Annotated in this window: 31 protein-coding genes; 17 read left to right on the top strand and 14 right to left on the bottom strand. The window is 40.1% G+C overall.

Annotation, left to right across the window (positions count from 1 at the left end):
- Positions 1-51: 51 nt before the first annotated feature.
- Together AA0Y26_RS09385 and AA0Y26_RS09380 are read right to left on the bottom strand one after the other, a co-directional pair.
- On the bottom strand, positions 52-1,209 hold the full coding sequence (locus tag AA0Y26_RS09385) for an anti-sigma factor family protein (RefSeq protein ID WP_413367243.1): 1,158 nt from the start codon (positions 1,207-1,209) through the stop codon (positions 52-54).
- Positions 1,199-1,741 carry an RNA polymerase sigma factor gene (locus AA0Y26_RS09380; RefSeq protein WP_413367241.1) on the bottom strand — a complete coding sequence of 181 codons (543 nt, stop codon included), beginning with the start codon at positions 1,739-1,741 and terminating at the stop codon, positions 1,199-1,201. Before AA0Y26_RS09380 ends, AA0Y26_RS09385 begins: the two co-directional genes overlap by 11 nt.
- Before the next feature lie 766 nt (positions 1,742-2,507).
- Here AA0Y26_RS09380 and AA0Y26_RS09375 point away from each other — a divergent pair.
- The 6 genes from AA0Y26_RS09375 (at position 2,508) to AA0Y26_RS09350 (ending at position 6,368) form a co-directional block, all read left to right on the top strand.
- Positions 2,508-2,897 carry a spore coat protein gene (locus AA0Y26_RS09375; protein WP_413367239.1) on the top strand — a complete coding sequence of 130 codons (390 nt, stop codon included), beginning with the start codon at positions 2,508-2,510 and terminating at the stop codon, positions 2,895-2,897.
- 736 nt (positions 2,898-3,633) lie between these two features.
- Positions 3,634-3,897, top strand: coding sequence for a translation initiation factor 2 (locus AA0Y26_RS09370; protein ID WP_413367237.1), 264 nt, complete (start codon positions 3,634-3,636; stop codon positions 3,895-3,897).
- Positions 3,898-4,305: 408 nt separating this feature from the next.
- A complete protein-coding gene (locus AA0Y26_RS09365; protein WP_413367235.1) occupies positions 4,306-4,656 on the top strand; it encodes a VOC family protein in 351 nt (116 codons plus the stop codon).
- Between the two features lie 413 nt (positions 4,657-5,069).
- Positions 5,070-5,624, top strand: a complete 555-nt coding sequence (locus tag AA0Y26_RS09360) for a gamma-type small acid-soluble spore protein (RefSeq protein WP_413367234.1) — start codon at positions 5,070-5,072, stop codon at positions 5,622-5,624.
- A gap of 246 nt (positions 5,625-5,870) precedes the next feature.
- Positions 5,871-5,987 (top strand): YjcZ family sporulation protein, encoded by a 117-nt coding sequence (locus tag AA0Y26_RS09355; protein WP_413367232.1) that lies wholly within the window; start codon positions 5,871-5,873, stop codon positions 5,985-5,987.
- 228 nt (positions 5,988-6,215) lie between these two features.
- A complete protein-coding gene (locus AA0Y26_RS09350; protein WP_413367230.1) occupies positions 6,216-6,368 on the top strand; it encodes a hypothetical protein in 153 nt (50 codons plus the stop codon).
- Positions 6,369-6,461: 93 nt separating this feature from the next.
- On the opposite strand, the gene AA0Y26_RS09345 is transcribed toward AA0Y26_RS09350, so the two are convergent.
- Entirely contained in the window at positions 6,462-7,928 is a 1,467-nt protein-coding gene (locus tag AA0Y26_RS09345; protein ID WP_413367228.1) for an amidase, read from the bottom strand.
- 126 nt (positions 7,929-8,054) lie between these two features.
- Between AA0Y26_RS09345 and AA0Y26_RS09340 the strand changes: the two genes are divergently transcribed.
- A complete protein-coding gene (locus AA0Y26_RS09340) occupies positions 8,055-8,813 on the top strand; it encodes a response regulator transcription factor (RefSeq protein WP_413367226.1) in 759 nt (252 codons plus the stop codon).
- Between the two features lie 133 nt (positions 8,814-8,946).
- On the opposite strand, the gene AA0Y26_RS09335 is transcribed toward AA0Y26_RS09340, so the two are convergent.
- Genes AA0Y26_RS09335 through AA0Y26_RS09325 form a run of 3 tightly spaced genes read right to left on the bottom strand, consistent with a single transcriptional unit; the run spans position 8,947 to position 10,385 of the window.
- The gene (locus AA0Y26_RS09335) at positions 8,947-9,273 is read right to left on the bottom strand and encodes a BRCT domain-containing protein (RefSeq protein ID WP_413367224.1); all 327 of its coding nucleotides are present in this window, start codon (positions 9,271-9,273) and stop codon (positions 8,947-8,949) included.
- Between the two features lie 28 nt (positions 9,274-9,301).
- On the bottom strand, positions 9,302-9,862 hold the full coding sequence (gene lepB, locus AA0Y26_RS09330) for a signal peptidase I (protein ID WP_413367220.1): 561 nt from the start codon (positions 9,860-9,862) through the stop codon (positions 9,302-9,304).
- Positions 9,863-9,914: 52 nt separating this feature from the next.
- Positions 9,915-10,385, bottom strand: coding sequence for a DUF4306 domain-containing protein (locus AA0Y26_RS09325; RefSeq protein WP_413367216.1), 471 nt, complete (start codon positions 10,383-10,385; stop codon positions 9,915-9,917).
- 634 nt (positions 10,386-11,019) lie between these two features.
- Between AA0Y26_RS09325 and AA0Y26_RS09320 the strand changes: the two genes are divergently transcribed.
- From AA0Y26_RS09320 to AA0Y26_RS09300, 5 genes are all read left to right on the top strand, one after another.
- Positions 11,020-11,331 carry a YunC family protein gene (locus AA0Y26_RS09320; protein ID WP_413367214.1) on the top strand — a complete coding sequence of 104 codons (312 nt, stop codon included), beginning with the start codon at positions 11,020-11,022 and terminating at the stop codon, positions 11,329-11,331.
- Between the two features lie 203 nt (positions 11,332-11,534).
- A complete protein-coding gene (locus AA0Y26_RS09315) occupies positions 11,535-11,987 on the top strand; it encodes a LytTR family DNA-binding domain-containing protein (protein ID WP_413367212.1) in 453 nt (150 codons plus the stop codon).
- A complete protein-coding gene (locus AA0Y26_RS09310) occupies positions 11,984-12,406 on the top strand; it encodes a DUF3021 domain-containing protein (protein WP_413367210.1) in 423 nt (140 codons plus the stop codon). Before AA0Y26_RS09315 ends, AA0Y26_RS09310 begins: the two co-directional genes overlap by 4 nt.
- The gene (locus AA0Y26_RS09305; protein WP_413367208.1) at positions 12,372-13,361 is read left to right on the top strand and encodes an ATP-binding cassette domain-containing protein; all 990 of its coding nucleotides are present in this window, start codon (positions 12,372-12,374) and stop codon (positions 13,359-13,361) included. The genes AA0Y26_RS09310 and AA0Y26_RS09305 overlap by 35 nt, the downstream gene beginning before the upstream one ends.
- A complete protein-coding gene (locus tag AA0Y26_RS09300; protein WP_413367206.1) occupies positions 13,324-14,214 on the top strand; it encodes an ABC transporter permease in 891 nt (296 codons plus the stop codon). The genes AA0Y26_RS09305 and AA0Y26_RS09300 overlap by 38 nt, the downstream gene beginning before the upstream one ends.
- Before the next feature lie 295 nt (positions 14,215-14,509).
- Here the strand turns inward: AA0Y26_RS09300 and AA0Y26_RS09295 are convergent, their stop codons facing one another.
- Complete coding sequence (locus tag AA0Y26_RS09295) at positions 14,510-15,607, bottom strand: L-dopachrome tautomerase-related protein (protein ID WP_413367204.1); 1,098 nt, start codon at positions 15,605-15,607, stop codon at positions 14,510-14,512.
- A gap of 286 nt (positions 15,608-15,893) precedes the next feature.
- On the opposite strand from AA0Y26_RS09295, the gene AA0Y26_RS09290 reads away from it, so the two are divergent.
- Complete coding sequence (locus AA0Y26_RS09290) at positions 15,894-16,148, top strand: hypothetical protein (RefSeq protein WP_413367202.1); 255 nt, start codon at positions 15,894-15,896, stop codon at positions 16,146-16,148.
- A 225-nt stretch (positions 16,149-16,373) separates the two neighbouring features.
- Here AA0Y26_RS09290 and AA0Y26_RS09285 read toward each other — a convergent pair whose 3' ends face one another.
- The 3 genes from AA0Y26_RS09285 to AA0Y26_RS09275 are packed head-to-tail and all read right to left on the bottom strand — an operon-like array spanning position 16,374 to position 20,355.
- A complete protein-coding gene (locus AA0Y26_RS09285) occupies positions 16,374-17,486 on the bottom strand; it encodes a GerAB/ArcD/ProY family transporter (protein WP_413367200.1) in 1,113 nt (370 codons plus the stop codon).
- A gap of 24 nt (positions 17,487-17,510) precedes the next feature.
- Positions 17,511-18,728, bottom strand: coding sequence for a Ger(x)C family spore germination protein (locus AA0Y26_RS09280; RefSeq protein WP_413367198.1), 1,218 nt, complete (start codon positions 18,726-18,728; stop codon positions 17,511-17,513).
- Position 18,729: 1 nt separating this feature from the next.
- On the bottom strand, positions 18,730-20,355 hold the full coding sequence (locus tag AA0Y26_RS09275) for a spore germination protein (RefSeq protein ID WP_413367197.1): 1,626 nt from the start codon (positions 20,353-20,355) through the stop codon (positions 18,730-18,732).
- Positions 20,356-20,552: 197 nt separating this feature from the next.
- On the opposite strand from AA0Y26_RS09275, the gene AA0Y26_RS09270 reads away from it, so the two are divergent.
- The 3 genes from AA0Y26_RS09270 to AA0Y26_RS09260 are packed head-to-tail and all read left to right on the top strand — an operon-like array spanning position 20,553 to position 22,295.
- Positions 20,553-20,762 carry a hypothetical protein gene (locus AA0Y26_RS09270; RefSeq protein WP_008407170.1) on the top strand — a complete coding sequence of 70 codons (210 nt, stop codon included), beginning with the start codon at positions 20,553-20,555 and terminating at the stop codon, positions 20,760-20,762.
- Positions 20,763-20,774: 12 nt separating this feature from the next.
- Positions 20,775-21,137: a spore coat protein gene (locus AA0Y26_RS09265; protein WP_413367195.1), complete on the top strand. Its 363-nt coding sequence runs from the start codon at positions 20,775-20,777 to the stop codon at positions 21,135-21,137.
- A 21-nt stretch (positions 21,138-21,158) separates the two neighbouring features.
- Positions 21,159-22,295, top strand: a complete 1,137-nt coding sequence (locus tag AA0Y26_RS09260; RefSeq protein WP_413368127.1) for a zinc-dependent alcohol dehydrogenase — start codon at positions 21,159-21,161, stop codon at positions 22,293-22,295.
- 185 nt (positions 22,296-22,480) lie between these two features.
- On the opposite strand, the gene AA0Y26_RS09255 is transcribed toward AA0Y26_RS09260, so the two are convergent.
- Entirely contained in the window at positions 22,481-22,828 is a 348-nt protein-coding gene (locus AA0Y26_RS09255; protein WP_413367193.1) for a winged helix-turn-helix transcriptional regulator, read from the bottom strand.
- 136 nt (positions 22,829-22,964) lie between these two features.
- On the opposite strand from AA0Y26_RS09255, the gene AA0Y26_RS09250 reads away from it, so the two are divergent.
- Entirely contained in the window at positions 22,965-23,837 is an 873-nt protein-coding gene (locus tag AA0Y26_RS09250; RefSeq protein ID WP_413367191.1) for an SDR family oxidoreductase, read from the top strand.
- Between the two features lie 287 nt (positions 23,838-24,124).
- Here AA0Y26_RS09250 and AA0Y26_RS09245 read toward each other — a convergent pair whose 3' ends face one another.
- The 3 genes from AA0Y26_RS09245 to AA0Y26_RS09235 all read right to left on the bottom strand — a co-directional run bounded on the left by AA0Y26_RS09245 (position 24,125) and on the right by AA0Y26_RS09235 (position 26,031).
- Positions 24,125-24,403, bottom strand: coding sequence for a nucleotidyltransferase domain-containing protein (locus AA0Y26_RS09245; protein WP_413367189.1), 279 nt, complete (start codon positions 24,401-24,403; stop codon positions 24,125-24,127).
- Positions 24,404-24,636: 233 nt separating this feature from the next.
- Entirely contained in the window at positions 24,637-25,539 is a 903-nt protein-coding gene (locus tag AA0Y26_RS09240; protein WP_413367187.1) for an NAD(P)/FAD-dependent oxidoreductase, read from the bottom strand.
- A gap of 69 nt (positions 25,540-25,608) precedes the next feature.
- Positions 25,609-26,031, bottom strand: coding sequence for an Rrf2 family transcriptional regulator (locus tag AA0Y26_RS09235; protein WP_413367185.1), 423 nt, complete (start codon positions 26,029-26,031; stop codon positions 25,609-25,611).
- Between the last annotated feature and the right edge of the window lie 3 nt (positions 26,032-26,034).

Here is a 26,034-nt window from a genome sequence, read left to right as displayed (position 1 = left end):
CTTGTTTCTTTGCTGCGATTGCTGTTACAAAGAGTGAAAGTAAATTTGTAGTCAATCCAATTCTAATAGGAGCGGCTCAATTTGTTTTTTTATCATGACAGTAAATGGTACTAACTTAAATGAACTTGGAATTTCCTGGTAATCGTTAAATTGCAGCGTATAAATGGTACGATTATTAATGAAATCGATAGATCCACGATCTGGAATAGTCAACCGATTATTCGTTACAATCTCCCACCCTTTAATACGGATTTTTGGCTCGCCTTCCGTGGAAATTTGAATGTTTAGTGTGCCTTGCTTTATTTCTAATGCATCAATAGAATAGGTTGCGTTTTCAAACTGAAATGGCTGTAAATGTGCTGAAGTCACTTTCGTTTCGTATAAATCAAGCACCTCTGCTTCCATTGCCAGCACTTCGAGTTTCGCTGGTTTTGTATAGCTCGGAACAGATATGGTGTAGATCATTTCCCCCAATACATCAGTTCCTTTACCACTAACTCCCCAATTTTCAAGCATAGGTTGCTCCCCTTCAACATGCCCTGCAATTAATTCCCCTGCTTCATTTCGAATAGCGATATGAGCGTTTGTCATTACTTTACCGAAAAATTCGTCCTGTGTATGATCGATCTGCGCTTGGTCAGCACGTTCTTCATAGGGATATCGCGTTCGAACCTGATCATACAAATTATCATTGTATCGCTGGTATTTATCGTTGAATTTGACACGATAAGAGATGTCAGTGTTGTCTCCGTTTTCCATCACCTCATTAATCGACACATCCAAAAATGGCTCATCATATCTTGGTACTTGTTCACTTGTTAAAAATTCTTCCTGCTCATTTCCATTCGTTTCGACTGATTGCGTTGGCCTGTCAATCGGCTGTGCAACTTCATTCGGTGTATGATTCCAATAATAAAATGCAAAGCTTAACATAATAACCGCTGCACTGATTATAGATATATTCAAAGTGCGCCAGGATTTTTTTCGCTGAGCATTCGAATGAATATGCTTCATAATGACATGACTTTGACTATGGGTCATCATCGTTGTATTGAGCTGTGCAACTAAAGCTTTTTGTTCATTTACTAATTGCTTATATTCATTTTGACAACTTCCGCAGCATACCAAATGAGCCTCGATTTTTTGCAGTTCGCTCGTTTCTAAAAAACCTTCTACATAATCTTCCAACAATTCCAAATCACATTTCATAAAAATAGCCTCCCTTTGTCGTTACAATTGACCGTAGTTTTCTTTTACTGCGGTGCAGTTTGTTACGTACATCGTTTAAAGAAATTTGTAGCACTTCACTAATCTCATAGTAGCTAAGCCCATTTACATATTTCAGTAACAATACCAAGTAATCAATTTCATCTAACTGTTGAAGAAGCTGTTCTAATTGCTCATTCCTTTCACGTAGTAAAACTATTTTTTCAGGATAACGACTATCCGGTATATCGATATCAACGGGTGTTGTTTGATGCTTCTGTTTTCGTAAATAATCAAAACAAATGTTGACGACGATTCGGTAGATCCAGGCATTAAAAGAGCCGGTTTTTTCATACATATGTAGGCTATAGTAAACTTTAATGAAAATATCCTGAACGATATCCTCTGCAACAGCACGGTTGCGGACGATTCGTATAACGGTAGTAAAGATTTTCTGTTCATAGTGTTTAATAAGGTGTACGAAATATCGATTCTCTCCGTTTATTACCTTTTCAATCACTTCATCCATCTCCATTCGATTCACCTCCCTACTACTATAACGAACAAATCATCGTTTCCTCTCAACATATTTTAAATTATTTCCATATAAGGAGGGATTGGTAAATTGATTGTCGCGATAAAAATAGAGGCTGTCCATTATTGGACAACCTCTATGAAAATTCCTCACTTCTATACTCCAGCCCAAATATTAGGACCTATTATACCAATCAATTTTAAAAGTGCTAATTTCTTTGTATGTAAAAATAACTTTTGCTATCGAGTATATAGAAAATCCAATAATCCTTATAGTAAGAGCTAAGCTTCGTTCAAGCACTTTAGACGGACAAAAACGATGCTGTTTCGCTTCTATTTTGCTCGGTAAATAGCACGCTCTATCACCGACTGACGAATTCGGCTTTTTATTATTTTGTAACCTTCTAGTTTCTATCCTAAAGATTTTTGTTCTGCTGTTTATTCCCCAACCCTCCTATAAAGGGATTGCCTTTCAATTTAGTGTTTATACTTTTCTCTACTCCTTATGGATAGACCATTATCCCCGAGTTGATTTTCGCTTTACAGAATCGGCTATTTTTTATTTCACCATTCACTTTAAATTCATTTAAGCACTGTCCATATAAATATAGGTGCAAGAACATTTCAAGTAGTTGTTTAATTACTGGCTTACCACTAATAATCAAAAAAATTACTAGTTACCTAAGATATTCGTCTATAGCTTTTTGCGACTGAAGAATACTCTATGAAGGAAAGAAAAAATAAACGAAAAAGGAGAAGATTTGTCTATGTCAAGTAATGGAAATGCAAAAAAAGCGCCACAACAAACTGAGAATAATCTAGAAGTAAATCAATTTCAATACCAAGGGTTATTTATTCGTAACTCTCATACTGTTGATGTGACACAAACGGAAGTTCAAGGGCTTGTTTTAGTTCAGGCTGCCCTGCAAGCTGCTATCGAAGCTGCAATTATAGCATTTGGTTCAGATGATAATGCTGATGTAAGAAACCTTCAAAAAATTGCTCAAAATTTAGAAGTTACGCAAAGCGAAACACAAAGAGTTGCGATTATTGACTCTGATGCAATTACTGTTAGACAAACGGAAGTTCAAATTGATGTAGTAGTGCAAGCAGCAATCCAATTATTAGCTCAGCTAATCATCAAATTTGGTTCATAAATAGTCTACCTTTCAATTTATACTGTTCTGAAGAGCCATCCTCTACACTAGTGGGGATGGCTTTTACTCATGGTAACGAGTCACCATATGTTTCTGCTGTTCATTAGCGGAATGGTCAATAATTATAGATATACTTTTACAACATTTTCAATGCATTCTCACGGATTAAACGCAATCCCACCCTATAAAGCTTCCCTTCAATCATATATATTCCTTACGATTAGTTCCTTTGTTCCCTATAGTAAAAGGCGTACCCACTACTCGATAAATCTCTTCTTCATACATTTCAACGTTACCTCTGGATTCTAATCAATATGTAGGCCTGCCATAAAATATATTGCTTAAACATTGTACTTTTCTAATAAATCTAGAACTGCTAGTATGTATTTTTTATGTGGGACGCCTTCAAAAGTTAGCGCCATAACTTTTTCATTCGTATTTATCTCTTATAAAATCTGCCCGGCTTCTTCAGGTGCTTTCTCTCTTTATGCGCTGAAGAATCTTTGTTTACTATAATGACTGAGTTGATCAAAATACATAATAGCCCAATCACCAAAAGATTTTCTTCTCATCCACCTATCCTGCAATGAACGGATGTAGTTCTAATTATTTGTTTGACTAAATAAAACATACCTGCCATTTGTAAAAACGAAAATTCAGATTACCTTTTATAAAACAAATGCATAAGATGTTAGGACGATTCGCGTTTCCATTCCAAATTAAGGAGGATATTTGGATGAATGACAAAAGAAAATCGGAAAACTCCTCTGACTCACTAGAAATTCAAATCGCAAGACTCGAATTTATTGGCGCATCGATTGTTACGCTGGGAGATGCTATCGAGACAATTGCCGCTGGTCTGGCGCTAGATGCTTTGCTGAGGTCAAGTAATCAAAATTCCGCAAATTCCGATGAACAATCAAAACATTCCTCAAAAATGCAGCGGGAAATAGACTATATAATAAACGAATTGAAAGAAGTCAAAAGGATGATGAAATAAAAATGTTCCCAATATAAGGGACATTCGGCTAACTAAGCTTAACTTCACTTCATATTCTATAATATAAAATGATTACACCTTTCTAACACTCCACTTCTTCTGATATTTAGGTCACTTCGAATTTTGGGGTGACCGTTTTCTATTTATTTTTTATCCATAAATGTTATCGTCTATCACCGGCTGACCAAGTCGGTTTTTTATTGTCTTTACACCTTCTATGTTTATACTGTGCGGTTTGTTTCAAACAGGCCGTTTCGTTTTGAAACAAAGTTATATTGTTTACAAAAAAGCCGTACCGGCATTCGCTACACGCCGATATTTCACTAACGGAGTCAGTATGGTTCAACAAGAAGGGAATAATTAATACACGACGAATTAGACCTATATAGCTAAATTTGGAGGTAATTTATGAACCCTATTTTAAATCAAGTTGGCACTATTTTTATTCCTGTAAGCAATATTGAAGAAGCTCGGAACTGGTATTGTGACATATTAGGTTTGTTACCGGATGGTGAAATTTTATTCGGGCATTTGTATATCCTACCTATGAACGGAACGGGAATTGTATTAGATAGCAAGATTTATTCAGAAGATACGATTTTCAAAACTCCGCCTTTTCATTTGAATACTCATCATATAGAACACGCATATGCGTTTATGAAGAGTAAGAATGTCGAATTAACAACAGAAATTGAGCATGGCCAATGGTTTAACTTTAAAGACCCTGATGGTAACCACTTAATGGTTTGCCAATGTTAAAACTGTCGCATGGTTAGCGTTTGAGGGATAAGACACATTGGAATAATCGATCGTTTCATAAAACATTCATGGATATTTAAACGTATTGCTACATAAGGCTTTAACAGTCGGTTTTATAGAGTCGTTTACTGGATATGCAGCTATTGGCCGTTCTGTATTGTTAAAAACCACTTTTATTGTATATAAACAAGCTGAATGAGCAGCCATACAGTCAAGCTGACTGTCTACTTGATAAATCTTGTGCTGCTACACGGTCAATTTCGTGTAGGCAAAGCATATTTTGCTGCCACATGGTTATGTTTCAATAAATAAAGTTTGGCTAGTTCCACCGCCATTCCATGTACATTATTATGAAAAAGATAAATTTTTTTACCGCATAATAAAACCTCCTGTGTACAGACTAATTGCAGGAGGTGAAATTCATGACAAACAATAAAAACTTCAACCAAAAAATGAATACTGAATTCGGTACTGAAACGGACGTTAACCAAGTGAAACAACAGATCCAACAAGCGGAAGCTAGAAAACAACAGGCTTCTGGTTCAGTTGTAAATAATGCTAACCAAAGCATTACAGGTGCAATGAACGTGGAATTCGGAACTGAAACGGACGTTAACCAAGTTAGACAACAGATCCAACAGGCGGAAGCCAGAAAACAACAAGCTTCTGGTTCAGTTGTAAATAACCGTAACCAAAACATTGCAGGTGCAATGAACGTGGAATTCGGAACTGAAACGGACGTTAACCAAGTTAGACAACAGATTCAACAAGCGGAAGCCAGAAAACAACAAGCTTCTGGTATATTTGCAAATACTGCTAACCAAAACATGGCAGGTGCAATGAACGTGGAATTCGGAACTGAAACGGACGTTAACCAAGTTAGACAACAGATCCAACAAGCAGAAGCTGGAAAACAACAAGCTTCTGGTTCAGTTGTAAATAACCGTAACCAAAATAATAATCAATAATCTCATTAAGCTCTCCAACCGGCAAATTTTTTTTGCCGGTTTTTTGTTATCCACCTTACGGCTTACTCATTCACCTAATTCGTTACTCAACAAAGTGTTTCCATTACGTATTGTTCAGTATCAAAATTTTCTATATCAGCTGCCCCATACATTTTATAGTCAGAATAATAAAAGAAGCTGTTCCTGTTCTTTTGCCCTGCCTTCTCTCCTTTTGATGAATACAATAAGGAAAAAGGAGGGATTTTCATGGGATACTCAGGATACGGTAATAGTTATGGAAATAACAACGGTTCAACATTCGTTCTAATTGTTGTCCTATTTATTCTTCTGATTATTGTCGGGGCTACTTTCGTCTCGTATTAACAAAACATAGTGTGTGCTGGCTGCAGTAGTTACTTAATCATAACTTGGCCTCTCTCATTAATTTTTGGTTTAGGATCACTTTCCGCCGAGTGATCCTTTTTATCATTCTTCCTATACATATTTAGTTACATCTCACTTACTCCACAATTTATTTCTTTCCTAACTTTACTTTTCCGTTGAAGCTCACGCAGCGTCATGATTTATACTCCTGATCAGGAGGTGATTGTCATGAAGAAATATTTTCAATGGAAAAATATTGTTATCGGTAAGATCGACCAAAATCATCCGAGCTCAAAGGAAGTCAACAAAGCAGTAGAGGAAACACTTACTTCTGTTAGCAATATGATAAATGACTTATCATCAGCTACTGACCGTAAATAACCTGATTGGCGGGCACTTTCCGGCGCCCTTTTTTGATGAAGAAATTTTTGATTACGAAAAAGAGACCGCCCCATGAGGACAGTCTCTTTTTCATTAAGACGATACGACAGGTATATTGATTTCGCTTACATGTACAGCTGGTTTTCGGTCCTTCCAAGGTGCTGCTTCCTCTAGCTGCCTGCCTAGCTGCAGCAATGTTAATTCGTCTGCAAAGCGTGCTGTAAATTGCAGACCGATTGGCAAACCTGATTTACTCATTGCTAATGGCAAGGATAATGACGGCTGCCCGGTAGCATTAAATAAATTCGTAAATGGTGCATAGGTGAAAATTTGCTCCGTCCATTCTACAGCTGAAATATTCGGGTTGTTGGCGTTTAGTTCACCGATTTTCGCTGGCAGTGTGCCAATCGTCGGGCTTAAGAAAATATCATATTCCTCAAAGAACGGTGCGACTTGTCTAGAGACGACAGCGTTTGTGTTGATTGCGTCCAGCAATTCACTTGCTTTTAACTCTTTGCCATATTCATAGCATTTCCAAATGGCCGCTTCCACTGTTTCCGGGGAAGGCACGTTTCCTGTCCCTTGCGCGGCTCCTGCAATCATTTTATAAATATTGGCTGTCCAAATATCAACAGTCGCTTTTGTGAAGGAAGCTTGCTCGTATACAGGGCGGGCTTCTACTACTTCATGCCCTAATTCTTCAAGTAGTTTCGCGGTTTTTTGAACGGCTTCTGCGCACTCCGGATCAACATAGGCACCCGAATTTGCCTCGGTTGTCCATGCAATTTTTAATGGACGGACAGTTTGTAGAATCGACTCACGATAAGGTGCATGGTTTATTTCCAATGTTGAATAGCATCCTAAATCAGGGCCGGCTACTTGGTCGAGCAGTGCAGCTGTATCACGGATGGTTTTCGTCACCGCAAATTCAATGGCAATTCCGTTCAGTGGCTCACTATTATACGGCCCCGCTGGAATGCGCCCGCGTGTAGGCTTTAAGCCAACCAATCCGCTGCATGCCGCCGGGATACGGATCGAACCGCCGCCATCGTTTGCATGGGCAAGCGGTACAATGCCGCTCGCTACGGCTGCAGCAGAACCGCCACTGGAGCCGCCTGGACTATGCTCGAGATTCCAAGGATTGCGCGTCGCACCATAAATGACAGCTTCTGTTGCTGCGTTGTACCCGAACTCCGGCGTTGTCGTCGTACCTGTTAATACAAGCCCTGCTTGTTTAAATCGTTTCATCAGTTCGCTGTCCACCGGCATGACGGTATTTTCCGCTACCCGGCTCCCCATGCTGTGAGCAACCCCTTTGGCATGAAGCACTAATTCTTTTATTAAAAATGGAACGCCGGCAAATGGCTGATTTTCGTTTAGATTTGCAATACCGGCAGCTGCCTGGTCTTCCAGTACACTGACAACAGCATTAATCGAAGGATTTACTTTTTCAATCCCTTCCACAGCCAGCTTTGCAAGCTCTTCAGGTGTCACTTCCCTACGTTTTACTAACTCTGCCAATCCAAGCCCGTCATATGAAGCATACTCTTTTAAATTCATCCCATCACCCCAAGTAAGTTAATATGGTACGATTTCAGTTTAGAGAATGTAAGATGAAAATCCTATTACCCAAAAGGGTAATTTTGCTTAAAAGAGAATATATAGTTATATATCTAGAAAAAAGGAGTGTTTCTTATTTTTAGAGATAAACGTCACAAAATACTATTAGAGGCGGTATATAAGATTTCACATATCGATCCGAACCAGCGGAAAGAACAAGTTAAATTAAACGTTTTACATGTACTGGCGGAATGCTTTGGTTATGAACACACATTGTTTTGGGATGTAATAAAAAATGACTTGCACGAAGCACCGACTTGTTTCAATATTGAGGATTATACGCTGCGTGATTACTTAACGATCTATCAATATTACGACCCGCTGCATCCTAGTAATAGGCAAGATCAGCAGGCAATCCAGCGCATGCAGCATAATAGCGGGATGTCTTCCGATAAACAAACGTTTTACACCACTACCTTTTTGCATTCCCATTCATATAAGGATGAAATGGTCATGTACTTATATGAAAATGATATGCCGACTGCAGCAATCGGCTTTTTAAGAAAAGACGGAGAGCATCATTTTACGAATCGTGATATGTGGATTTTAGCTTATTTAAAGAAAACGATTGAACATCTGTATCTATTAAATCGCTATGTTGAACCAATGCGCTTATCACACATTACGGCAAGAGAAGAAGAGCTTTTACACTATGTATGCAAGGGCTATAAAAACGCGGAAATAGCGCGGCAGTTATTTGTCAGTGAGAATACCGTGAAAAAACATCTTCAAAATTTGTACCGTAAGCTTCAAGTGACAAGCAGAACACAGCTGGCATCTAAATATTTTAATTATTCAGTTATTTATAGCGATAACGAAATGTAAAATATCTAAAAATAGTGCGGGGCCGGCTCGAAAACGTGATGATCGCTTTCGAAGCCAGCCCCATAAATTGTCAAGCACTCTTCTGTATGTAAAGACCGCGGGAAACCTTGTACGATGTTTCGGTTTACAGAGCCTATAGCGCCCTTTCCCCTTCATCAAAGGAAAGAATCCAGTAAAGATCCTCTTCCCCGATAATCTGTATATCCGCACCCAGGCTGTTCAACTGTTCAGCCTTTCGCTGTTTCGTGCTTTTATGATTCCGCTGCTTGCCTACGAAAAGAAAATCGGTTTCTTTTGTGACAGCTCCCTGTATAACAGCGCCACAGAGCCTGGCCCTCTTCGCCGCTTCTGCCCGTGTCATCCGGGAGAGCGTACCAGTGAACACAATTTGCTTATTTACAAGCGGATGTCCACTATATCCCTCTCGTTCCGTAAGAAAAATAGTGTTGCTGTCCTGCATCTCAATACCTCCAAAATTGTCCCGATATCTACTCTTTCTTAATCATTTTTGCATGATCAAATGGCCAAAATACCAGACTTGCCTTACCGACGACAGCTTCTTCCGAGACAAAGCCCACTTGCGGATCACGGCTGTCAACACTTGCCCTTCTGTTGTCACCCATCACAAAATAATGGCCTTCCGGAACGACAGACTGGCCAAGCACCTCTTCCAGTGTAAAGTCTCTAGTTAATGGACTGCTGTCGGCCAGCTTCAGCTTATACTCATCCAGATAAGGCTCATCCAAACGCTCGCCGTTGATCCATAGCTCGTCTTCTCTATATTCGATATGATCACCCGGTAACCCGATAATCCGTTTGATGTAATTTTCATGCTGGCCGGTTTCAAACACGACAATATCAAACCGGTCATAGTCAAATAGCGTAGGACCAAGCTTATTTAACAGTACATAATCGCCACTTTCAAATGTCGGCATCATCGAAGCCCCGCTCACCGAAGCCGGTGTAACGAAAAAAAGCCGGATGACTACAACGGCAATCACTGCCATAGCTACTGCCTTCACCAAGCCGAACAGTTCTTTTCTTCTCATATTTCTATCCAACATCTCACCTCTTGTGCTGCCATCGCAGCATATAACCTATTTAAACTTTTGCTTGCCGAACGAGGCCTTTCCCCGCTATTATAGCATACACGCTTGAAACGATCGCTGTAATGATGAAAAGCGGGACAAACCATCTGCTGCCTGAAGAGCTTGCTTCCAGCAAGACGCCGACTGCTCCAAAAGAGAGGACAGCGACAATGCCAAAATAAAGAAGCGCTTTTCGTTTCTTCAAGCGCAGCAGTATAAAGCCGCAGATCAATACGATATACAGAATGCTGGCCATCATGATGAGCGGAAAGGCCGGTTCATACTTCGCTGCATAGTAAAAGAAGTCAAACGACGAAATATCCGAAGCCTGTCGCACATCCACTCCCAGTAAGCTTGTAATCGGTGTAGAATAGCTCCATTCCCATGAATTGTCTGCCAGCGCACTCCCCTCATAGAAAGCAGCAAATGCGGAAGCAAGAAAGATAGCACATCCAACCGCTACGTGGACAAAGTATTTGGACATAATTCCGCTCACTCCCCTTTCCTATTTCTTCCTTCTTATAGTAACGTTCTATTTCCTTAAAAGTTCCATTTATTTTAGGTTAAATTCAGCGCTTTTCTTCTATGGACCACTTTTGCGCCTGCTGCATATGTTTACATAGAGGAGCTGATTCAGCGTGTTGACGATTTTGCTGCTGGTTGCCATTATACGAAGAGCGCTGACCAAATTAAAGGCTCTCTCTACGCATTCATGATCCGGCAGAACTTTAACTGAAATCTTTTCATTCATCAATTTGCTGCCAACGTTCTCGCATTTAAGCTTTTATGCTGTCAATGCAGGCGTGTTGATTTACCTCTTATTATTAGTGAAACGTATGGAAAGTTGATTTCCGCTTCAGCGGGCTCGCTTTCCACGGGCATGGCTTCAGCCTCCTCGTCACTCGTACCTCGTTTCTGCGGGGTCTTCACCTCAAGCGGATCCCGAAGGAAGCTTTGCTCTGTAGTGAAAGGCGAATGCCATCAACTACACCCTCGCCACTTGCACTTCAATCAACTGGCGTGTCATTTCTATGGGCCTTTATCTAATAAACACGCTTCTCACTAACTAATATTTTGATAATCAACACACGTGCTGCCAATGACCCCTAGAGGAAAGGATGATTTATTTGGTTACGATTGAGACATTGGAAATCGGGGGGCACCCTTTTACCGCTGTTACCGTTGCATTGCCAAAAACAACATTACTGACGGTGTCAAACGATAACGGTTATATTATGTGCGGTGCTTTAGACGTCGGTCTTTTAAATAGCAAGCTGGCAGATCGGCGGATTCTGGCAGGACGCGCAGTCGGCGTGAAGACGATTGAACAGCTGCTGGAAGCCCCGCTTGAGTCCATTACGATTGAAGCCGAGGCAATCGGCATTTACCCGGGAATGATCGGGAAAGACGCTTTGCTGAAGATGATTTAACGCCTTTTAGTCAGCCATTTCTAGACGTCCTTTGTTGGCATGCAGCCAATCGAGGGCGTCTTTCATTTTTTCAACCCCCCCTTAAACTAGACACCTTATTTCAAGTAATTGACCGCTTATAACGATTTTTCATCATTTCATTTCATTTTCCTGTAAACGGTAAAAACGGATGCTATAGTTAAGATAACCCGGGGAGGTTTTTTATGAAAATTCAAGTAACGATAGAAAAACAATATGAGGAAATTGAAGTTCATCTTTATGCTGATGCATATTCCGATGAAGTGGAACGACTGATGAAACGCCTGAAACTGCCTGAAGTCAATAAGGTCGACGGTTACAAGGAACAGGAGATTTATATGCTGAAGTTAGAAGATATTTACTCCGTCTATGCGGAAGGGGCAAAGATTTTCTTTCAGACAGAGGAAGAGGAGTTCGAATCGAAAAGAAAGCTATATGAACTGGAAGAGCTGCTGGAAGAACAATTTACGCGGGTGAATAAGTCGACACTCGTGAACATGAACAAAATCGCTTCCATACAGCTCGGAAGATTTGGTACACCTACTCTCATACTTGATAACGAGGCAACGGTAGCGGTCAGCAGAAATTACTTAAAACCGTTAAAACAAAAACTAGGAATTGGGAGGAATGCCCGATGATCATTAAAATAATCCGTTCCTGCCTTATTGGCCTATTAATCGGTCTCAGCTGCTCCTATACGCTTGTCACAATCAGCGCAGTGACTGATCCCGACGCTGTAATAACCGGCGGCGCTTTAATGGAACAGCTGATCATTGCCGCAGCGATGGGCATCGCGATTGGCTTGGTAACGATGATATTCGACACATCCTACTTTTCCTTGCCTGTTCAGCTATTGATTCACCTATCCTTTGTTACGCTTTGTGTATTCATTGGCGGATTATACGGTTCGTGGTTTTCAGATGTCTCTACATTCATGTTCGTATTTCTGAACGAGCTCATCATCTATGCTCTTGTATGGTTTTTCATCTTACTTACTATGAAACGCGAGGTTGATGAAATTAATGAACATTTACAAAGCCGTAAGCGGCACGAATAATATAGACCCCATTATTGAGGTCCAGAAGCTTGTAAAAAACTACAAGGCGCATCAGGCAGTAAAGAATATCTCCTTTCAAGTGAAAAGAGGTTCCCTATTTGCCTTCCTTGGAACAAACGGTGCCGGCAAATCAACGACGATTGAAATTTTATGTACCCTGCTCGAAAAATCGTCGGGCACTGTAAAAATAAACGGGATAACTCTAGGCAGTCCCCAAAATAATGAGCAGATCCGAAAATCCATCGGCATCGTCTTTCAGCAAAGCCTGCTGGATGAAAAACTGTCTGTAAAGGAGAATATTCTGCATCGCGGCCGTTTATATGGCTTTTCCAAGAAACAATTAGCCGAAAACTGGCAATTCGTCAAGCAAGCTCTCCATTTGCAAGACATCGAGCAGCAGCACTATGGAACATTATCAGGCGGTCAAAAACGCCGGGCAGATATTGCAAGAGCCATTATTCATAAACCGGCCATTCTGTTTTTGGATGAACCGACGACCGGTCTTGATCCGCAGACACGCCTGTTTGTATGGGAAGCCATTAAACGTCTTCAGCAGCAGCTAAACATGACAATCTTTCTGACAACCCATTACATGGAGGAAGCGGCGGTGGCAGATGAGATTGTCATTATGAAACGCGGAAAAATCGTCGCTGCGGGGACACCAAACGCGCTAAAAGAACAACATGCAAGCGATGAACTATCCATCACTTTTCTCGATGAGACTGCTGGTCAGCACCTTCTTCTAGCAAAAGGCTTGCCCTTTACACAGAAAAACGGCATTTTTATCATTAAAATTCATTCAACGCTGGAAGCCCTCGCGTATTTAACGGAGATGGAGACGATGATCAGCTCCTTTGAAGTAACGAAGGGCAGTATGGATGATGTATTCATACGGCTGAATGAGGAGGAGGTTTACGATGAACAGCATGTTACAGTTAGTCATTCGGCACAATAAATTATTCCGGCGGGACCGTATGCTTGTCCTTTTTTCCCTGTTAACGGTCTTTATCGTCATTTTGCTATACGCGATTTTCATTCAAAAAACGCAGGTTGACGCGATTGAACAGCTCGTTCCTGCTGCGCCTGAGTTGAAGGTGATGGTAAATGAATGGATGGTAGCTGGTCTCCTCTCCATCATTACCGTGACATCTACCCTGGCAGCTTTCGGTATTGCGATTAAAGATATGGAAACAAAGGTGCTCGCTGATTTTCTGACAGCCCCTATCAGCCGCGCCAAACTTCAGCTCAGCTATGTCATCAACGCGTTTTTGGTCGGCCTTGCGCTTTCTCTATTCGGACTTATTTGCTGCCAGATTTTCCTTGTGGTGATGGGTGGACAGTGGTTTTCACCAGGTAAAATCAGCATGCTTGTCGGAGTGATCCTTCTATCCGTATCGCTCAGCAGTGTCTTTAATCTATTTTTTACATTGCTTGTTACAACACAAACGGCTTTTTCCACATTAAGTACCATTATCGGGACTTCCATTGGATTTTTATGCGGTGTGTATGTACCGCTTGGCTCTGTGCCTGAATTCGTCCAGAAGGTCATCATGCTATTTCCGATTAGTCATACTACCGTACTGTTTCGCGAGATCCTTATGCGGGATTCTATAAATACGGTATTTAACGGGGATGCTGATGCAGCCAGCTACTACGAAGTGTACTTTGGTGTACATTATGAATGGAATGAAACAATCATCTCTAACGGTTACAGCCTTCTGTTTATTTCCCTATCAATTGTTGTTTTCACTGTTCTTTCCTTATATTTTTATAAGAAAGTATGTGACGCAAATCGTACTTTTTCCTAGGTATTACCCGTAAAGTTTCCGTACTTACAGCCACTTGGTCGTGTATTTTTTATTCTAAATGTCTAATAAGAATACGTACTGGTACGCCCTTTCTGCTGATTTTTTATTAGATTTTCAAACGCTTGGATTTTTTCCAAGCGTTTTCGCTTTATTCAAACCCTAAAAGTCTGTCCATACCAATAGAAAAGAAGAAATGTGCTCCTTCGTGTATCTAAATGAGGTTTCATTTTTTATAATTTTATCTGATAAAAAAGCATTTCACTGATAAGAGATAGCCTGCCTTCGTTTAAATTTATTATGAAAAAGTAGGAGCGGGGAATTCATCAATTCTCATACGAAGTAAGCTATATGGTTTTTTCCGCAGGTCTCTTCCATAATGAAATCTTGCCTGCCGGTGTAATTGGTTCACAATGACATATAAATATTGATCGGGACCAATCGAAAAAGTATCCGGCCATAAAATTCTCGGGTCATGGGCGATGGTTTCCATCGCGCCATTCTGCAATATCTTCCGGATACTATTGTTTTCATAGTCTCCCGCATAAACGGTTCCTTTAGCGCCGGTGATCATTCCATCAGATGCACCTTTTTCCCCCCAATACTGCACATATCGGGATAAATCCATATCCTGTATGCTTTTGTCTCTTAGGATTGCTGTTGAGATCGAGAACAGTTGACGGCTGGTTAACGGCGCATAAAATAATACCTTTCCGTCAGGAGAAATCGCTAAACTATCGGAAGCCAATCTAAATGGGAAAGTCGAGCCGTCCGGGTTTCGATTCATCAAAATTTTACCTTCAACTTTCGGTAGAAAATAGGGATCAGGTGAAGTTGATATTGCCCCACTTAATCTTCTAAACGCGTTCCCATTATCTAAATCTACGACGATAATAGCCCCAGGCCCCCTGGAAGAAGAATCCGTTATATATGCATACCCTGCTCTTCCAACCCGAAAATCCAAACGGACATCATTCAAATAAGTTGTTGGCAAGACAACATCTTCTGTAAAGGTATATATTCTCTTTATTGTATTCGTACGTAAATCAACAGCTACCAATTTTGCTCCCCCTTGAATGGGTTCAGAAAAATTTGGTGCCCCCGTATCTAGTACCCAAAGTGTTCCTCTTCCATCAGCAACGATACTTTGGACACTGACGAAAGACATCGCAATATTACCATCATTAACCGAATTAGCTGCTAAATTGGGATAAGGTATCAATTCACCGTCCACAATTTCCGCCACAGTAAATGGAACGTCATCTCCCCATTTCGGAAAACAAACAAAAATACGGCCGGTTTCGGAAACGCTGACACCTGTAGGCATAGCCCCATAAAAAGCATGCACCAGTTCAAACTGTCCAAAATATTTTTCCATAGGTAACATAGGTTGCATGATGTCCTCCTTATTAAATTCGAACGGATATCAACTATATATGATAAAAAATTTTTTTGGTGCCTAATTCTAGATAGATTTTTCAATCGTGAGGGCTGTTTTGATTTCCAATTTCCCATTACTAAAAATATTGCTTTTATTAACGCTGGAATGAAATGATTTAAGAACCTTATTTACTTATGATAGTTCAGTATGATACATGATGAAAATTAAACTGTTTATAGAATAATCATGGTAAATTAAGCAGGAGGGAGAGATTAACTCCCCCATCCTCCTATACCATCGTATGTACGCTTCTATAGACGGCGGTTCAACTAAGATGAATAACAAAAAGCTTCATAACGAATTTGCAGATTCCTCAGCCCTGGCTTTCCCAGTAGGAATTGCCAGAGCTTTGTGTAATATGGGGCTAAGGGAATTCCTTCTTCTAAACCAAGAAGGCTACAATCATACTAAATATTTTACTTCAACTATTATTTCCTTTTATGGCCATTCACTCCGTTACCGTTTCCTACTTCTTTTTATAGAAGGAACGAGTTAAACGAAATGCCCAAATAATGATGAGGAAACAAAAAATAGCTATTTCAGCTACCTCCATTACCAAAAAAGGATTTACGGCATTCTTAATCGAAGTTTTTAAGTCAAATCCTAAAAGTACGTCCATACCAACGGAAAAACTAGTTAATAACACCAAAATCAAAATAGTAATACCGAGAATCTTCAATCTTTATCACGCTCCACAAGCGAAAATTTCCTTTTCACCAATTCAATCTCGAATATCTTTGCTTTGCTTTTTCCTATTCTTAAAAAACGCAATAATAAGAAGGAGACCAGGAATAATTACTTGAAAAGGAAGGTGCACATATAATGGGACAATCTGTAGTCCTTCATAAACTTGTTCTGAAAAATTGCTGGCAACGGTCATAGATAAAACTAAAAGGAGCAACCCCAATGGAAACGCCAATTGTGCCGAATTTTTAATATTGAACAAATTTGCAGTGCCTGCCAGGGAAGCATAGAAAAACAAACTGAGTTTAAAAAAAACCCCGATTACCGTGGAAATTAGAAAAGCAATATCCAGCCGTTGCAAAAATCCTGCATAATCAATGGTTTGTATGGTCGAAAGAAGGGGGAAATGTGAACGTGAAATAAGGTTTACACCGAGCACACTGATATTTACAGCTATGATTAGCGCTATGGCCAGTCCACTTAGTCCAATTCCGAGTAACCCGGTTTTCATCGACTTTGATGCTTTGTTTAAGTAGGGCAAAATCATGGCAAATACAATAACTTCGCCGAAGGGGAAAAACAAAGTTTGAGTAAATGCCGTTTTTATGACCGGCTTTACTCCTTCTTCAAGCAATGGTTCGATGTTAGAGGTGTCAAGAATGCCTGAACTCATAATTAAAACCATGCCACTGATGCCGATCAATATCATGACTATAAATAGCAGTTCTCCTGTTCGCGCAATCACCTCAATCCCTTTACGAATTGTATATACAACCACTAAAAACATTAATAAATTCATAACAAATAATGGAGTTTGTGGATAGAAGACAATAATCAGCATTTCCCCAAGATCCCTCAGGATTCTTGCCGCAATATACATAAAGTACAGAACATAAAAGAAGGCTAAAACCTTCCCTAAAAAGCTTCCAAGTATTCTCTGCATATATTCAGTAAGCGGAATATCCGGATAATATGAATAAAGGCTATGATAAATCCAAAATAAACAGCAGCCGCCTGCCAACCCAATCAAAACAGCCAGCCAAGCGTCCTGTTTCGCTTCATGAGCAAGAGGCACTAAAAAGGTATTGCCAATTTCGAATAAGAAAATCAGCACTAAAAGTTGGTACGCGCTAATTTTTGCCTTTTCCAATTAATCGCCCCTCCATTCCCGTGCTTAATCTTTTATATCGGAAAAAAATGAATTGGATCTTAGGCCGGTGCGCCGTATAAAAGCTTCCACTTTAATCTTTACATTTAGGTTTGGAAAGTAATTATTGTTCCATTCACTTTTCATATTTTTCCATTTTTCAGGGTTAGAACGATGAACTTCTTCGCCAAATCCAAAAATATCCGTCCTATTTTGTTGTGTACGCTTAACCGTCTCTTCCAACATTGTCTTAATATGTTCCTCCAGTTCTTTTTCTATTTCCAATATAACTTTCGGATCCTCCAGGTTAACAGGTGTCCTCACTTCGCGAATATCGCCTTCAGCACGTACATTAATTGTAATGGCAGGTATGTCATTTTTCGTATCTACCGAAACTTTTGTTTTTTGCCGTATAACATTGTAAACGATGCCGTTTTCCTTTCCATCCTTGTCTAGTTCCAAATCAGTTTGTTTCATTTTATCCAGTATCCATATTACCCCTTTGGCCATATCATCTTGGTACCAGTCAATCAACTTTCCTTCTTTGAAAATGGCCAGCCCATCTGCTTCTAGAGTAGTATCGAGTTCAGATTTCTGGACATTCTCCATTTTTTTCCCAAGCTCAATATCTCCTTTCATACTAAAACCACTGATTACCGGTTCTTTCCCTTCGGAGGTAAGTGCCTTAATAACATCCTGAAGAGTAACTTCCATATTTGTACCAATGGATTGCTCAGTAGTTTGCAAAGTTCCATTCACTTTATCAGCTGGAATTTTATCAACTGCTGTCAAAGATTTAAGCAGATCTCCCGCTTTTGTATTATGAGCAATCACAACCTTTGCTGTCGGCCGAATTTCCGGCTCCCGTTCGAAGGCATCTAAAACATTTTCCAATCCATCTTCTTGTGCCACCTCTTCACCCAATACAATCAAATTTGCATGAGCATGATAAAGTTTTCGGGAGATTTTGGTTGTGGCGTTGAAATGGGCTTCAAGTACACTGTCTCCTGTTGCAGAGTAAACGGTAATAGCGGGACTTTGCCCAGCCCCCCCTCCCTGTAATCCTCCCGTTACGTTTGATGGGTTGATCAGTTGAATGGTCTTGGTGTATCGCCCTTCTTCATTTTTATCAATCGACGTGGCAGAAATGATTGCCAGTTCATTTACCTCTCTCTTACTCCAACAGCCCGATAGGAATGAGATACTTACTATTATTAAGTAAAGAGAAATCCATTTACGGCTCATTTCAATCTCCTTCCTCATAGGCAGAATTTTTCATGGTGCGAGTTCCTGGAGGCTGTGGTTTCTGATTTTCCCCTTGACCAACATTATTTCGGCCGCTGATCATCTTTGGTCTATTCTTGTAACCCCAAAGTGGTCTTCGGACAATGGTATCCCCAAGTTCCTCTCTAACGGATGGTGCAAGTGGTGTCAAATATGGAACACCGAATGAACGTAAGCCGGATAAGTGAACGACAAGGATGATAAACGCCAGAATCATTCCGTAAAAGCCGAATGTTGCTGCGCTGACCATAAACAAAAATCTAACCAATCGGGCAGATATCGCAACCGCATAGGAAGGTGTTGCGAAACTGGCAATAGCAGTCATTGAGACGACAATGACCATGACGGGTGAAACAATCCCTGCCTGAATCGCTGCCTGCCCAATGACAAGCGCCCCTACGATAGAAATCGTAGACCCTATTGCTTTCGGCATTCGGATACCGGCTTCTCTTAAAATTTCAAAAGTTATTTCCATGATAAGGGCTTCTACAAACGCAGGAAAAGGAACAGACTCCCGCTGAGCGGCAATGATGACAGCGAGCTTTGTTGGAATCATCTCCTGGTGAAAGGTGGTCGCAGCAATGTAGACTGCAGGCCCAACAAGGGATATAAAGAAGATCACAGTACGTAATAAACGAATGGCTGATGAGATGTCAAAACGTTCATAGTAATCCTCGGGCGATTGAAAAAAGTCAATAAATAAGGCTGGAATGATCAGCACAAAAGGTGTCCCATTTACGAATATGGCAATCCTTCCTTCAAGAAGATTACCTGCTACTGCATCGGGCCTATCTGTATGATGGATAGTTGGGAAGGTGGTATTTGTCTGATCTTCAATCAGCTGTTCTATAAAACCGGATTCCAGGATGCCATCGATGTCAATCCTTTGTAAACGTTTACGTACTTCATCTATGATTTCATTTCTTGCTATGCCATTTATATACATGATAGAAACATCTGTTTTCGTCATTTTGCCAATTTTCATGGATTCAATCCACAAATCCGGCGTATTAATAATCCGACGTACCATGGCCATATTGGTATCAATTGATTCAGTAAACGCTTCTTTCGACCCGCGAATCGAGACATTGGTAGTCGATTCTTGAATGGAACGTCTCTCTCCGCCTTGGGTACTGACGCTTAGTGCTACACTAATTCCATCGACAAATATAATCGTATTACCTGACATCAATTCTGTGAACAGTTCGTCCCATTCACTTAAATTTTTTATTGCACCGACAGCAACAACATCTTCGCCAATCATTTCGATCAGCTCTTGAAGAGCTATCTGTTCTTTGAGTGCGGGTTTATTAATCATCGCTTCAATTAAAGAATCGTTAACAGTTTGAGTGTCTACCAGTCCTTTAACATACACAATGGCGGTTTTAACCTTAGGCTGTTGACCGAGTTTAACCGGCCTTGTGATTACATCTGTACTGTTTCCTGTTCTTTGTTTAATAGCTTCCAAATTCAAGGTCAATGAGGTATAAATAGTATTCGACAATTTATCAATAGCTTGAATGGGGCTGTTTTCCTGCTGGTTTTTACGATTCTTCTTTTGCTTTATCCATTTTAAAAACGAAAACATGGCACGAGACCTTTCTTTGCTTTTCATACAGTTATTTCAATCAAGCCGCCCTTTTATACAAGATTTTCTAACTATCAATATAGATTTAGAAATCCAATTTAATCCAAAAAATAGGGCGGAATTGTATAAATAGACTTGCTGCAGGATAGACTTGCTACAGGTTGGCTTTTTAAAAAAACTCTGGAGGTGCGATTTACGTGTTAGAGAAAAAATTAGCACTTCATGAAACAATGGAATTTCATGAAGTCATTAACTTTATGACAACTAGTTTACTTAAATCGAAGCTGAGTCAAGGTGTAGTCTTTGATGATGATTTAAGAGCATTGTTGGATAAAAACGTAAAATTATCTACCCCGGCACTCACTGCTATGGTTAAGCTCTACTCAAAATCGGAATTGGAATATTAGGAGGAAAATTGTATGCAAGACTATTTAGATCCAATAAATTCAGTTGGAATGCCTGAACTGACTGATTCGGGGCTTGCTCTTGAGTTTTTACTTACTACAAAAACGGGTATTCGAAATCTTTCAATTGCCCTAACAGAAACAGCTTCTCCTGCTCTTCAGAAAATCTTGAGAACTCAGCTGGATGTCATGATCGATTTATATTTCGAAACTTCTGAACTGATGTTAAAAAAAGAATGGCTGAAACCTTATGATCTGGAAGGTCAAAAGGAACTGGATATTAAATCTGCAGAAAATGCAATTAATATTGCACAGTTGGATTTATTCCCTAAAGACATGAATCGAAAAGGAATGTTCCCTACCCCACCGAAAAAATAAACGAAAATGAGGGATTTTTTAATGAAAGCTGTCACTTTTCAAGGTGTAAAAAATGTTGAGGTCAAAGAAGTAAAAGACCCTAAAATAAAAAAAGCCGATGATATTATTGTCCGTTTAACCACTACTGCCATTTGCGGGTCAGACTTGCATTTGATTCATGGAATGATTCCGAATCTTGGACAAGATTATGTCATTGGCCACGAACCGATGGGTATTGTAGAGGAAGTTGGAAAAGATGTCACTAAAGTTAAAAAGGGAGACCGGATTGTCATTCCTTTTAATATTGCATGCGGGGAATGCTGGTACTGCAATCATGATCTGGAAAGTCAATGTGATAATGCAAACGATAATGGGGAAATGGGTGCCTACTTTGGTTATTCAGACACAACAGGAGGTTTTCCGGGAGGACAGGCAGAGCTTATGCGCGTTCCCTATGGCAATTTTATCCCTTTCAAAATTCCAGAGAAATCAGAAGTTCCTGATGAAAGTCTTGTTCTCCTTGCCGATGCCGCCTCTACTGCTTTTTGGAGTGTAGATAATGCCGGTGTAAAGAAAGGAGATACTGTTGTTATTCTTGGCTGCGGACCTGTTGGACTGCTGGCACAAAAATTTGCTTGGTTGAAAGGAGCAGAAAGAGTAATCGCAGTTGACTACATCGGGTATCGTCTTAAACATGCAAAGAAGACAAACAACGTCGAAATCGTTAATTTTGAAGACCATGAAAACTGTGGTGAATACTTGAAAGAGATTACCAAGGGCGGTGCAGACGTTGTCATTGATTGTGTAGGGATGAGCGGAAAAATGACGCCTCTAGAATTTCTTGCAAGTGGCGTAAAACTTCAAGGTGGTGCTATGGGAGCCCTTGTCATAGCCAGTCAAGCTGTACGTAAAGGCGGAACAATCCAAATTACCGGTGTATACGGCGGTCGATACAACGCCTTCCCGCTCGGAGATATATTCCAACGCAATGTAGCGATTCGTACTGGACAAGCCCCAGTTGTTCATATCATGCCTCATGTCTATAACTTAATGGCTGAAGGTAAAGTGAATGCCGGTGATATCATTACACATGTCCTCCCTCTTGAAAAAGCAAAATATGCTTATGAAATATTCGATACAAAACAAGAAGGTTGCATTAAAGTGGTTTTAAAGCCCTAAATAGAAGTGTTTAGGTACTTTTGTCTCTGTATTGCAAAAGTACCTTTTTCTTTTGAGCTGTCTCCCTATAACATATTACTTTATTAACGTCCTTGTCAGTTAAGATGAACCATTAAAACGTTACTAACAAGTTAAAGTTCAGTTAGTGCTTTTACCTTTTAGTTATTTGATGAAGGATTACCTATTTATTTACTCTTTAAATATTTTTTACTCCACTCACCCATACTCTCAAGTATAGGAATAAAACTCTGGCCCAAAGGTGTTAACGAATATTCTACTTTAGGCGGGACTTCTTTATACACTTCTCTGTGAACCATCTGGTCTTCTTCCAATTCTCTCAACTGACGTGTCAGTATCCCTTTTGAAATATCAGGTAATAATCTTTGAATTTCATTAAATCTTCTTGTCTTTTTACTTAAATGCCATAGAATAACGATTTTCCACTTTCCTGTAATTATGTCTTGGGCTTGTGTAACGGGACAAACCTCTATTTGATTCTCTGGAGGTTCACCGGCGAACCGACTTCGAGCCATTATACATACCTCTCTTTCCTAATGGTACTGTTTTTGTAACTATGTTATAAAAAAATGACTACTTTTAAAAGAATGCCTAATACTATAATATTTGATTAAGCTTGAACAATAAACAAAAAGATTGGGGAGATAAATCATGAAATTATTAGTGACAGGAGCAACGGGAAAATTCGGCACCAAAGTTGTAGAGACTTTATTAAAGACTGTACCAGCCGGTCAACTGTCTGTAAGTGTTCGTACTCCAGAGAAAGCGAAAGAATTGCAGGCTCATGGAGTAGAAGTTCGACACGGAGATTTCAATTATCCAGAAACACTGGATTCCGCTTTTGCAGGAGTTGAACGTTTATTAATTATTTCTGCGGATGGAGACAATGAAACAAGAATCCGCCAGCATGCCAATGCGGTAGCTGCAGCAGAGCGTGCAGGCGTTAAATTTATAGCGTATACAAGTATCACAAGTGCACAGGAAAGTACAAATCTGTTCGCCCCAACGCATAAGGCAACTGAGGACGCGATTAAGAAAACAGGTATTCCTTATTCCTTCTTACGTAATAATTGGTACTTGGAGAATGAAATTCCAAGCATTCAAGGTGTCCTAGCGGGAGCTCCTTGGGTGACATCAGCCGGAAATGGCAAAGTAGGATGGGCATTACAACAAGATTATGCCGAAGCAGCGGCAGCGGTATTATCTGAAAATGGACATGAAAATACCATTTATGAACTTTCAGGTAAGCCTTTTACTCAGGAAGAATTTGCTTCTGTCCTTGGAAATTTACTTGGCAAAGAAGTACCTATTCAACAGGTTGATGATGCTGCATATGCGGATATCATGAAGGCTGCAGGCGTACAAGATTTCGTTATCCCTCTACTTGTTGACATCCAAAGAAGCATTCGAGAAGGCTCATTGGATATCGAGAGCAATGATTTCGAAAAAGTTATTGGCCGTCCAGCTACGCCAATAAACGAGGCACTTACTCAAATTATAGATGGAATTACCCAAGATAAATAATTGACCTGAATCGGCCCTATTTATCCTAAATAGGGTAGGTCTCTTTTATTACGCTTAACAAAAAACTAGGGATAGACACAATTCCCTAGTTTTTCTTATTTGTATCAAATATCATCAGTGTTTTCTAATCCTTTAAATGGAAATATATATATTCCTTAATCAAGCTTGCCTGATTGTTGAAGATTCTTATTCAATTAACATCCACCTTAATTTAATAATTTTTGAACATGGTAATCAAACTGGACATGGATGTTGCCAATAAAGTAATTGTTCGGTACGCAGGAAACTTACTTCAATTGGTATGGAGAATTAGAATGTTTTAATAAAAACAGCGCTAAATTTGTTTTATCTTCCATTTCCACTGATTTGTTAGTAATGACCAAAACATCAATATCGCTATTTTTAGGATTAAATCCACCCATAGCTAAAGAACCATGTATATAAAAACCAACGTAATTGTCATCTATAATCTTAATACCCTTATTAAGATTATAGATAAATTCTTTTATGTCAGAAGAACACGTTTCCCAAAAATACCCCCTCTTACAACCTTCTCTTCTATCCACTTTTATTTTTAATAATCTTACTGCTTTTAAAAAACAATTTTAATAAAAATTAAATTCAAATTCAAAAAACAAACAAAGCATAAACTATCAAGATGTTTTCAGCAGTAGCTAAAAAAGGGCGCCCGGTCCGTATACTTCATCGGATCAGGCGCCCTCTCTCCTTCATCGGCTTGTCTGCGCTTTAAAGCGTTCTATACAAAGAGGATGATTTTAATTGAGTCTCATACCGCTGTTTATGTTTGAACTTGAAAGCTTTCTTCAACTAAATCTGAGACGATACCAGCCGCTGCTTTACTGCCCTCCGCTGCTGCCATTATCAGCTGGGAAGGGGTGCTGATTGAAATATCTCCGCATGCATAAACGCCTTCCACAGTTGTTCGTCCAAGTACATCCACTTTGACGCCTCCGCTTGGACTGATCGTACAGCCCAGCTGTTCTCCAAAAGGAGCAGACTGCACTAAATCCGTTATCACAATACCTGCATCCCGGTGGATTTCCTCGCCATTTTGCAGCCGGATCGATGTCAATTGCCCTGCTTTTGATTGAAGCGCTTCAATCCTATCTTCCACGATGGTCACCTGCTGCAGCAGCACCTTTTTTTTCTCTTCTTCTAGCTGATAGCCATTTGTAAAGACAATCACATCACGGCTCCAATTCGTCAGCATTTTTCCCATGTGAAACGCCCGCTCATTTTCCGCAATAACCGCAAGTGCCTGATCTTTCATTTCCCAGCCGTCACAGAACGGACAGCTGAATACACTCGTCCCGTATACTTCTTGAACACCTGTAATTTCAGGCAAAACATCGCGGAGTCCTGTTGCGAGAAGCACTTTTTTCGCCATGTACACTGTCCCGCCTTTTGTCTGGATTTTGAAGGCATCAGCGTTTTTTTCAATGTACTCCACCCGCTCTTCCATCATGGTAACAGACGGATACTTTTGGACATCCATCCGCGCGTGTTTTTTGAACTCCGCCGGCTTCACCCCGTCCTGCGTTATAAAGCCGTGCGATTCCTGTGTTACCCGGTTACGCGGTTTATCTTCATCAAACAACATTGTCTTCCGTCCAGCACGCCCCAAAACGAGTGCTGCATTTAAGCCCGCAGGCCCTCCTCCGATAATTGCACAATCCAACATAGTAAACACTCCTTTTTATAAAATCTATTAAAGACCCTTAATATCCTTAATAGGTGTAAAAAAATTTTTTTATTTTTTTGTCTTATGATAATGTGTGTTTTCCGCCTGCTCGGCAATACTTTGAATCGTCCGTCCTGCCAGCTCTTTCTTCATATTGCCTTCAGCCTCGCTCATTACCCGTTCGATTAAGCAATCGCTTTGCTCATGCTCGAGCGTGCAGTTGAACAGTACGGATTGTCCCTCCACTGCTTCAATGACATCCAGGAATGAAATATCCGGTGTGCGCCTCGAAATACTGTAGCCGCCTTTTGCCCCTGGAACTGACTCAATCAGTCCTGCCTTTACAAGCTTTGTTAAGATTTTCGACAGGTATGTCGGAGACAAATCCTGCATGGATGCCAGCTGCTCCACGCTTACTGCCTGGCCTTTTGGCTGCATTGTTAGATGCACCATTGTATGGAGTGCATAATTAGTTGCCTTTGAATATTTCATTAC

Origin of the sequence: Lysinibacillus canaveralius (assembly GCF_047301505.1) — a bacterium.
Lineage (GTDB): Bacteria > Bacillota > Bacilli > Bacillales_A > Planococcaceae > Lysinibacillus_B.
The sequence above is the reverse complement of the archived record's forward strand: the minus strand, read 5'-3'. Positions and strand labels throughout refer to the sequence as shown.

Coding starts and splice junctions, on each gene's coding strand:
- AA0Y26_RS09345 (WP_413367228.1), bottom strand. CDS start 7,928: ATGAATTTAAAAGAGTATGCTTCATATGACGGGCTTGGATTGGCAGAG.
- AA0Y26_RS09335 (WP_413367224.1), bottom strand. CDS start 9,273: ATGCAGGACAGCAACACTATTTTTCTTACGGAACGAGAGGGATATAGT.
- AA0Y26_RS09365 (WP_413367235.1), top strand. CDS start 4,306: ATGAACCCTATTTTAAATCAAGTTGGCACTATTTTTATTCCTGTAAGC.
- AA0Y26_RS09310 (WP_413367210.1), top strand. CDS start 11,984: ATGATCATTAAAATAATCCGTTCCTGCCTTATTGGCCTATTAATCGGT.
- AA0Y26_RS09300 (WP_413367206.1), top strand. CDS start 13,324: ATGAACAGCATGTTACAGTTAGTCATTCGGCACAATAAATTATTCCGG.
- AA0Y26_RS09265 (WP_413367195.1), top strand. CDS start 20,775: ATGCAAGACTATTTAGATCCAATAAATTCAGTTGGAATGCCTGAACTG.
- AA0Y26_RS09315 (WP_413367212.1), top strand. CDS start 11,535: ATGAAAATTCAAGTAACGATAGAAAAACAATATGAGGAAATTGAAGTT.
- AA0Y26_RS09250 (WP_413367191.1), top strand. CDS start 22,965: ATGAAATTATTAGTGACAGGAGCAACGGGAAAATTCGGCACCAAAGTT.
- AA0Y26_RS09385 (WP_413367243.1), bottom strand. CDS start 1,209: ATGAAATGTGATTTGGAATTGTTGGAAGATTATGTAGAAGGTTTTTTA.
- lepB (WP_413367220.1), bottom strand. CDS start 9,862: ATGAGAAGAAAAGAACTGTTCGGCTTGGTGAAGGCAGTAGCTATGGCA.
- AA0Y26_RS09255 (WP_413367193.1), bottom strand. CDS start 22,828: ATGGCTCGAAGTCGGTTCGCCGGTGAACCTCCAGAGAATCAAATAGAG.
- AA0Y26_RS09320 (WP_413367214.1), top strand. CDS start 11,020: ATGATTTATTTGGTTACGATTGAGACATTGGAAATCGGGGGGCACCCT.
- AA0Y26_RS09350 (WP_413367230.1), top strand. CDS start 6,216: ATGAAGAAATATTTTCAATGGAAAAATATTGTTATCGGTAAGATCGAC.
- AA0Y26_RS09260 (WP_413368127.1), top strand. CDS start 21,159: ATGAAAGCTGTCACTTTTCAAGGTGTAAAAAATGTTGAGGTCAAAGAA.
- AA0Y26_RS09325 (WP_413367216.1), bottom strand. CDS start 10,385: ATGTCCAAATACTTTGTCCACGTAGCGGTTGGATGTGCTATCTTTCTT.
- AA0Y26_RS09375 (WP_413367239.1), top strand. CDS start 2,508: ATGTCAAGTAATGGAAATGCAAAAAAAGCGCCACAACAAACTGAGAAT.
- AA0Y26_RS09240 (WP_413367187.1), bottom strand. CDS start 25,539: ATGTTGGATTGTGCAATTATCGGAGGAGGGCCTGCGGGCTTAAATGCA.
- AA0Y26_RS09275 (WP_413367197.1), bottom strand. CDS start 20,355: ATGTTTTCGTTTTTAAAATGGATAAAGCAAAAGAAGAATCGTAAAAAC.
- AA0Y26_RS09280 (WP_413367198.1), bottom strand. CDS start 18,728: ATGAGCCGTAAATGGATTTCTCTTTACTTAATAATAGTAAGTATCTCA.
- AA0Y26_RS09370 (WP_413367237.1), top strand. CDS start 3,634: ATGAATGACAAAAGAAAATCGGAAAACTCCTCTGACTCACTAGAAATT.
- AA0Y26_RS09290 (WP_413367202.1), top strand. CDS start 15,894: ATGTACGCTTCTATAGACGGCGGTTCAACTAAGATGAATAACAAAAAG.
- AA0Y26_RS09235 (WP_413367185.1), bottom strand. CDS start 26,031: ATGAAATATTCAAAGGCAACTAATTATGCACTCCATACAATGGTGCAT.
- AA0Y26_RS09295 (WP_413367204.1), bottom strand. CDS start 15,607: ATGCAACCTATGTTACCTATGGAAAAATATTTTGGACAGTTTGAACTG.
- AA0Y26_RS09355 (WP_413367232.1), top strand. CDS start 5,871: ATGGGATACTCAGGATACGGTAATAGTTATGGAAATAACAACGGTTCA.
- AA0Y26_RS09305 (WP_413367208.1), top strand. CDS start 12,372: ATGAACATTTACAAAGCCGTAAGCGGCACGAATAATATAGACCCCATT.
- AA0Y26_RS09380 (WP_413367241.1), bottom strand. CDS start 1,741: ATGGAGATGGATGAAGTGATTGAAAAGGTAATAAACGGAGAGAATCGA.